This window comes from Variovorax sp. P1_H2, from assembly GCF_056405295.1.
The window spans coordinates 1-7,773 of the sequence record NZ_JBFUCJ010000187.1; the positions used below are offsets into that span (position 1 = coordinate 1).

At 65.0% G+C, this 7,773-nt stretch carries 8 protein-coding genes; 6 read left to right on the forward strand and 2 right to left on the reverse strand.

Going from position 1 to position 7,773, the window contains the following annotated elements; all coding sequences use genetic code 11:
• From AC1D2E_RS33710 to AC1D2E_RS33735, 6 genes are all read left to right on the forward strand, one after another.
• Positions 1-651: aconitase X (locus AC1D2E_RS33710; protein WP_478201439.1), on the forward strand; the 651-nt coding region annotated here is incomplete at its 5' end.
• An 11-nt stretch (positions 652-662) separates the two neighbouring features.
• Positions 663-2,291: a 3-(methylthio)propionyl-CoA ligase gene (locus tag AC1D2E_RS33715; RefSeq protein ID WP_478201440.1), complete on the forward strand. Its 1,629-nt coding sequence runs from the start codon at positions 663-665 to the stop codon at positions 2,289-2,291.
• A 14-nt stretch (positions 2,292-2,305) separates the two neighbouring features.
• Positions 2,306-3,319 carry a YeiH family protein gene (locus AC1D2E_RS33720; RefSeq protein WP_478201441.1) on the forward strand — a complete coding sequence of 338 codons (1,014 nt, stop codon included), beginning with the start codon at positions 2,306-2,308 and terminating at the stop codon, positions 3,317-3,319.
• A gap of 38 nt (positions 3,320-3,357) precedes the next feature.
• Positions 3,358-4,701, forward strand: coding sequence for an MFS transporter (locus AC1D2E_RS33725; protein WP_478201442.1), 1,344 nt, complete (start codon positions 3,358-3,360; stop codon positions 4,699-4,701).
• Between the two features lie 106 nt (positions 4,702-4,807).
• Positions 4,808-5,134, forward strand: coding sequence for a Rieske (2Fe-2S) protein (locus AC1D2E_RS33730; RefSeq protein WP_478201443.1), 327 nt, complete (start codon positions 4,808-4,810; stop codon positions 5,132-5,134).
• A gap of 88 nt (positions 5,135-5,222) precedes the next feature.
• Positions 5,223-6,407 (forward strand): multidrug effflux MFS transporter, encoded by a 1,185-nt coding sequence (locus AC1D2E_RS33735; RefSeq protein WP_478201444.1) that lies wholly within the window; start codon positions 5,223-5,225, stop codon positions 6,405-6,407.
• A gap of 558 nt (positions 6,408-6,965) precedes the next feature.
• On the opposite strand, the gene AC1D2E_RS33740 is transcribed toward AC1D2E_RS33735, so the two are convergent.
• Positions 6,966-7,412: a hypothetical protein gene (locus tag AC1D2E_RS33740; protein WP_478201445.1), complete on the reverse strand. Its 447-nt coding sequence runs from the start codon at positions 7,410-7,412 to the stop codon at positions 6,966-6,968.
• A gap of 178 nt (positions 7,413-7,590) precedes the next feature.
• Positions 7,591-7,773, reverse strand: a 183-nt coding sequence (locus AC1D2E_RS33745) for an ACT domain-containing protein (protein WP_478201446.1), incomplete at its 5' end; no start/stop codon positions are given.

Consider the following 7,773-nt stretch of genomic DNA (forward strand, 5'->3'; position numbering starts at 1 on the left):
GCCCTGGGCGCCGTCATTGCCGAAAAGGGTGGCAACCGCATCCCGGCCGTCGTCAACATGCCGCCGTTGCTGAGTCCGACCGCCGGCAAGTGCCTGTCGGGTTGCGTCTCCGCGGGAATGAACGACCCGATGCTGCACATCATCGGCTCGGCCCTGCCCGAGTCGCGCACGCTGGAAGCAGCGTTCGGCGGCAAGGTCCCGGCGAACGTCGAGAAGCACATCGTGACGCTGGACGACGTGCGGGAGTACTACCGCAAGCTCGACTCGGCCAAGACCGACAAGGTGGACATCGTCGTCTTCGGCTGCCCGCACCTGACGTACCACGAGATTCGCCAGATCGCCGGCCTGATCAAGGACCGCAAGGTGAGCCCGAACGTGCACATGTGGGTGCAGACCGACACGCCGTCCTACCACATGGCCAGAGACAACGGCGAGGCCAAGATCATCGAGGACGCCGGCGGAAAGATCTATCACTCCACGTGCATGGGCATGAACCCGGTGCGCACCTGGAGTCACGACCTCAACATCGCGACGAACAGCTTCAAGTACGTCAAGCTCGGCGGCGGCTTCGGACAGGGCTGGCACTTTGGTGCGGTTCCCGATCTCATCGACGCGGCCGTGACCGGCCGGTTCGTGTCCACCCGCTGGTAAGAGGAGCCACCATGAACGCAAACATGATGCAGCAGCCGCTGCTGATCTCGACGCTCCTCAATCATGCGGAGCGTCACCACGGCGAACAGGAAATCGTCTCGCGCCGCGTCGAAGGCGACCTGCATCGCCAGACCTACGGCGACCTCGCCCAGCGAGCACGCCGCATGGCCAACGCGCTGGCCGCGAACGGCATCCGCTTCGGCGATCGCGTCGCAACGCTCGCATGGAACGGCTACCGCCACATGGAGCTGTACTACGCGGTGTCGGGTTCCGGCGCCGTGCTGCACACGCTCAATCCTCGGTTGCATCCGGACCAGGTCGTGTGGATCGCCGACCATGCCGAAGACCAGGTTCTGTTCTTCGATCTGACCTTCCTGCCGCTGGTCGAGGCGATCGCCTCGCGCGTCAAAACCATCAAGACATTCGTTGCCATGACCAGCCGGGACTTCATGCCGGTGGCGTCGATGATCCCGAACCTGTTGTGCTATGAGGACCTGATCGACGCGCATTCCCCGGAATTCAAGTGGCCGGTGTTCGACGAAAACACGGCCTCGTCGCTGTGCTACACGTCGGGCACCACCGGCAACCCCAAAGGCGCGCTGTACAGCCACCGATCCACGGTGTTGCACACCTACGCCAGTGCATTGCCGGATTCGCTCGACTGCTCTTCGCGCGACACGATCCTGCCGGTCGTGCCGATGTTTCACGTCAACGCCTGGGGCCTGCCCTATGTGGCGTGCATGGTCGGCGCCAAGCTCGTGTTCCCCGGCCCATGGATGGATGGCAAGTCGCTGCACGAGCTGTTCGAGACCGAAGGCGTGACCATGTCGGCAGGCGTGCCGACCGTGTGGCAGGGCTTGCTGACGCATGTCGAAGCCAACAACCTGAAGTTCAGCACCATGAAGCGCACCGTGATCGGCGGCTCGACCTGTCCGCCGGCCATGATGGATGCCTTCGAGGACAAGTACGGCGTCCAGGTGATCCATGCCTGGGGCATGACCGAGCTGAGCCCGATGGGTGCGCTGGGAAAACTCAAGGGCAAGCATGCGGGCCTTGACGCGGCGCAGCGCCGGGCGCTGCAGGCGAAGCAGGGGCGCTCTCTGTACGGCATCGATATGAAGATTGTCGATGAGCACGGCGGCGAACTCCCGCGCGATGGCCAGACTTCGGGCGAGCTCATGGTGCGCGGTCCCTGGGTCATTGCCGCCTACTTCAAGGGCGAGGGCGGTGATCCCCTGGTCGAGGGCTGGTTCCCGACGGGCGACGTCGCGACGATCGATGCCGACGGGTTCATGCAGATCACCGACCGCAGCAAGGACGTCATCAAGTCCGGCGGCGAGTGGATCGGATCGATCGATCTCGAAAACATTGCGATGGCCCACCCGGCAGTGGCAATGGCCGCGTGCATCGGCGTCAAGCACCCGAAGTGGGACGAGCGCCCGCTGCTGGTGGTGGCAAGGAAGCCAGGCGCCGAGGTGACGCGCGACGAACTTCTCGCCTTCTTCGACGGCCGGATCGCCAAGTGGTGGACGCCGGACGACGTGGCATTCGTCGACAGCATTCCGCTGGGCGCCACGGGAAAGATGCTGAAGAACCGGCTGCGCGAGACGTTCCGGGATTACCGGCTGCCCACAGCCTGAGTCTGGACAGAGCCATGCCCACCATGACTTCCTCGGCCTTCTGGTCGGAGCGCGGCCGTGCGCTGTTTCCCGGCCTGCTCGCCTGCGGCGTCGTCGCAGCCGCGGCCACCTTCCTGTCGCAGCACTACGGGGCATCCGCGATGCTGCTGGCGCTCCTGCTCGGGATGGCGATGAACTTCCTGGCCACCGAGGGACCCTGCGCGCCGGGCATCGAGTTCACGGCGCGAAAGCTGTCGCGTATCGGTATCGCGCTTTTGGGACTGCAGATCACATTCGGTCAGATCATGGGACTCGGCTGGCCTCCGGTATTGCTCGCGCTGGTAGCCATCCTTGTCACGATCTCGGTATCGATCCTCGCCGCGCGGGCGTTGGGCTTCACGCATCTGTTCGGGCTGTTGAGCGGCGGCGCGACGGCGATCTGCGGAGGCTCGGCAGCGTTGGCGCTGGCAGCGGCCTTGCCCCCGCACCCGCAGAAAGAGCGCGCGCTGATGTTCACCATAGTGGGCATATCCGTGCTCTCGGCGCTCGCTATGGTGGTCTATCCGATGCTCGCGACGGCCGTCGGGCTGGACGCTCGACTGGCCGGCACCTTTCTCGGCGCGTCGATCCACGACGTTGCGCAGGTGGTTGGCGCCGGCTATGGCATGTCAAAGGAAACCGGCGACGTCGCCACCCTCGTCAAGCTGGCGCGCGTCGCGATGCTGATGCCGGTCATCCTGCTCACCGTGCTGCTGACCCGTCCGCGTGGCGCAGCGACTCAAGAAAAGCGCCCGCCGCTGCTGCCGGGTTTCATCATCGCCTTCGTGGCGCTGGTCGCTATCAACAGTAGCGGCTTGCTGCCGCATGCGCTGGCCGAGTTCGGAGGCGATTTTTCCCGCGCCTGCCTGGTGGCGGCGATTGCCGCGAGCGGCATGAAAACGCAGTGGCGCGAAATCGTCAAGGTGGGTTTCAAACCCGTCGTGCTGATGGTCGGCGAAACCATTTTCCTCGCGGCCCTCGTGCTTGCCATGGTGCGCTGGGGCGCATAGGCCGAGGCAAAGAGAAATTTCTAAACAGGAGACAAGACGTGAATATCCAGACTTCCAACCCGCGGCCGCACGACGGCTATCTGTTCGGGCCGCGCCAGGCGTGGTTCGCCTTTGCGATGACCATCGGCCTGATGCTCTTCGACTACATCGATCGCCAGGTCATCGTCTCGCTGTTCCCGTACATGAAGGCGGATTGGGGCCTCTCGGACAAGCAGCTCGGCGCGCTGGTTTCGGCCCTCTCGATCGTCCTCGCCGCCTGCGCGCTGCCGGTGTCACTAGTGGCCGACCGCGTGAGCCGCGTCAAGAGCATCGTGACGATGGCCACGGTGTGGAGCATCGCCTCGATCTCGTGCATGTTCACGCGCAACTACGGCGCGCTGCTGGCGGCCCGCGCCTTGGTCGGCGTCGGAGAGGCCGGCTACGGTGCGGTGGGCGCCGCACTGATCGCGACCCACTTCCCCGACCGGATGCGCAGCGCGCTGATGGGTAGCTTCATGGCGGCCGCCTCCGTGGGCTCCGTGCTGGGCGTCGCGCTCGGTGGCGTCATCGCGGCGCGCTGGGGCTGGCAGGCGGCCTTCGGCGTGGTCGGCATTCCCGGCCTCGTGCTGAGCCTGGCCTACATCAAGGTGCGCGACTACCAGACGGTCGACGTCGGCACGCATGCACAGGGCGCCTCGCGCTCGGCTGGCGGCGTCTTCCGTGCCGCCTTCGGGGCACTGAAGCGGTCGCCGACGCTGCTGTGGGTGGGCATCGGGAGCGCAGTGCAACTCATCGTGCTGTCGGCGATGTGGGCCTGGCTGCCGAGTTTCCTGAATCGTGTGCATGGGGTCGCGCCTGCACAGGCAGGCGTGCACGCCGCGCTGGTCGTGCTGTGCGGCGCGCTGGGCAGCGTGGTCTGGGGCGTCGTGTGCGACATGGCCGGAAGGCGGAACCCGCGCGCCCGGGTGCTTTCGATGGGCGTGCTGTGCCTGATCTCGTCAGCCATCCTTGGCGCCGCGTTCGCGCTGCCGTTGCTGGGCGTGCCGCTCTCCAACCAGGCGCAGTTCGCGATGTTTGCCCTCGGCGGCTTCTTTGCGACCTGCACCGCCGGCCCTTCGGCTGCCATTGTCATGAACGTCGTTCACCCCGGCTTCCGCGCCACGGGCGCCTCGATCCTCGGCTTGCTCCAGAACCTGTTCGGCATGGCGATGGGACCGCTCATTGGGGGCGTACTGTCCGACGCCTTCGGGCTGCAGACGGCACTGGCGGTGACACCGCTGTTCGGGATCGCCGCCGCCTGGCTGCTGGTGATCGGCTCTCGCACCTACGAGCGCGATGCCGGGCGGGCCGCAAGCCCGCTGGTCGACGAGCCAAGCCTGCCAGACGCGCAACTTGCAGTTTGAAGACGATCCCGTGGCACGAAATGGCAAACCGATGTCCCGATTCATCAAGCCGGATCCAGCGCCATGCCGAACAATTCATCTCATCCGACAACACCCGAGCACCCGAATGACCGACATGCTTGCCGCCGCCCCGATCCCGCTGATCGCACTGGACGCGCTGCCGGAAGGCCGCGGCCGCCGGGTCTGCACGGCGGGCTACGACCTGGCCGTGTTCAAGGTCGGCGCTGCCGTCTACGCCATCGACGACAGTTGTCCGCATGCCGGCGCCTCGTTGAGCGGCGGCAGCGTGCAGGGCAGGACTGTCGCCTGCCGCGCGCACGGCCTGAAGTTCGACATGATGCACGGGTGTCCGCGCGACCCGGCAAAGCTCCAAGTGCGCACTCACGGGCTGTGCGTCACGGATGGCATGGTCATGCTCGACCCCAATGCGTGACTTGACCGTTCACCCAGAGCCACCGATGCCCCCTCCATCCACCCTTGGCAGCGCAAGCCCGTTGGCGCGCCGCTCCTACTTTCCGATCATGCTGCTGCTGGCCAGCTTGGGGACGCTGAATACCCTGTGGTCGGACATGCTGTTTCCCGGGCTCAAGTCCATGCAGGAGGACCTGGACACTTCGGCCGCCGCCGTACAGCAAACCGTCGCGCTGTACCTTGTGGCCAGTGCCTTCATGTGCCTGTGGCATGGCGTGCTCTCGGACGCCTGGGGACGGCGCAAGCCACTGTTCATCGGGCTGGCCGTGCTGGTGCTGACCTCGCTGCTGAGCCTGCTGGCCACCCGCATCGAGCACCTGTGGATTCTTCGCGCCGTGCAAGGTCTGGTCGTAGGCCTGGGCCACATCTTGTGCCGCGCCGTCATACGCGACCTGCACAGCGGCGAGGTCGCACAAAAGATGATTGCCCATACCACCCTGGTGCAATCGGCCGGCACCATCATCCTGCCGATGCTCGGGGGCTGGCTGACCTGGATGTGGGGCTGGCGTGCGCTGTTTGCGTTCCTCAGCGCGGCGGGCGTCGTCATGCTGCTGGTCTATGCGCGCAAGCTGCCTGAAACCCTGCCCCCGGCACGACGCCAAGCCATACGGCTTGACAAGCTGTGGCGCAACTACCGCTTCGTGCTGGGTTCACCCTGGTTCATGCGCCTGACCGTGGCTCACTCCTGCAACTGGGCGGCCATGTTTCTCTATGTGGCGGCGGCCCCGCAGCTCTTGACGAAGTTGCTGGGGCGGTCCCCGACCGATGTCTACCTGGTCTTCACACCCATGATGGTTGGGCTGATGGCTGGCTTTTTGTGCCTGCCGCGGCTGGTGCAACGCTGGGGCACGCAACGCACCCTGTACCTTGCCTATGCGGGTTTCGTCGTCGTCAACGCACTCAACATCACGTTGGCCGCGACGGTGCCGTCCGGGCTGATCCATCTGCTGCCGGTTGCGGCCTGCGCCTTTGTGACAGCCGTGTCCATGCCACTGCTCGTGGGCCACGCGCTGCATCCCTTTCCCGACAATGCCGGGCTGGCCGCTTCCTGCCAGATGTTCCTGCAATACAGCATGATGGCGGTGACGGCCGGTCTGCTCGCACCTTTGCTATGGGATTCCTTGTGGCACCTCGCCCTGGGCTGTGCCGCACTCACCTGCATCGGCATGACATTGCTGCTGTGGCAGCGCTACGCCACTCACAAGGCGCAAGAGGTAGCCGCCATCCGGGTCTGAGCGCGCACACAGTTGGAGATACCGCTTCAATGACATAGCCGGTCGCGACGGGGGGGACTGCGCCATCAGAGAGCCGGATCAAGAAGCGATCGCGAAGTCTGTCGCAAACAAGTCCCACTATTTCGAGCGCCCATCACTGAGGCGGATCGGAGGTCAGCTTTGGGGCGGGGAATTCTGTTTCCTGTAGGACCGCAACGGGCCCAAACCGGGCCTACAGCGGACGGCAATGGAGCCCAGAAGCGGGCCTCGGGTGCTCGCTGCAACTGCGCCGGCGCAACTTTGAATGCTTCGTTGGCCTGCGTCCGCTTTGCGGAGTCGAACTAAGGTCGGCGTACGTCTGCTCCGGGACCATTGCGGGTCTACMGCGGACGTCGAAACTGCCCGGAAGCGGTCGTTGGATGTCAGATCCCACCTGSCAACAACTTTGAAAAAGCGGGTGGTGCAACTTTGAAAACGKCGCTCGCAAGCTGTTGATTTCCTTGGGTAACCAGGTGAGACAACCTTGGAGGAACTCATTTTTGCGAGTTCGTTCAAAGTTAGGCCGGAATTCCATCAAATTTAGGGCCTAACGCGGTCGCAGCACGCTAGCAGTCGCTCCACTTGTTCGGGAAGCAGCGACCGCGGCAGATGCGACAGTCTCCCCACGCCGGGTAGCGTGCGGGCGAGGTCCGTCTGAACGGCGCCACGCAGCAGCGAGAAGCGCATGAACGACCTCAGCGCCGTGACGATGATCTTGCCATGCGTGCCACTGACACGTTGGATCTCGCCGACAACGAGGCGGTGTAGGTCCGGCGCTCGCAGCAGCTCCAGGCGCAGCGCCCTGCGTCCGAACCGCTCATGGAGAAAGCGGCGCACGACCAGCAGGTAGGAGACCACCGTTGCCGTTGACAGTCCGCGCTCGGAACGGAGAAACGACTCGAAGTCACGCACGACCAACGCCGCGGGATGCACATCGATGGCCTGCGCGGCCGGCGCGGTGTGGCCATGCTCGCGCAGATACTGCAAAAGCTGCAGGGCTGTGGCTGGGTCGCCGCGACGTTGCTTGCCTCGCCGGCGACGGCTGGCCTGGAACTGCCTCAGCCGACGCTCGTCCAGAGCTGCCAGAGAGAGCCTGCGTCCGTCAAGCCAACGGCTAGCCGTACGCGCCACAGCATTTCGGGCGTCGAACTCCGCCGTCCCGATCTCAGACTTTCGACAGGATTTCCATCGCCTTGTTGGCGTCGCCCTGCGAGTCGACCGCGATGTAGGCTACGAACTGTGTGCCGATCACGGACGCCGAGAAGCCGCGAAGATTGATTTCCCCGGCAGCAAGCTTTTGCGTCAACTCCGCGGCGATGCCCGGGCGGTCCGGACCCATGATCCGAAC

Bases quoted from the DNA above. Each gene is read 5' to 3' on its own strand.
- AC1D2E_RS33715 (WP_478201440.1), top strand. From the start codon at position 663: ATGAACGCAAACATGATGCAGCAGCCGCTGCTGATCTCGACGCTCCTC.
- AC1D2E_RS33720 (WP_478201441.1), top strand. From the start codon at position 2,306: ATGCCCACCATGACTTCCTCGGCCTTCTGGTCGGAGCGCGGCCGTGCG.
- AC1D2E_RS33730 (WP_478201443.1), top strand. From the start codon at position 4,808: ATGACCGACATGCTTGCCGCCGCCCCGATCCCGCTGATCGCACTGGAC.
- AC1D2E_RS33735 (WP_478201444.1), top strand. From the start codon at position 5,223: ATGCTGCTGCTGGCCAGCTTGGGGACGCTGAATACCCTGTGGTCGGAC.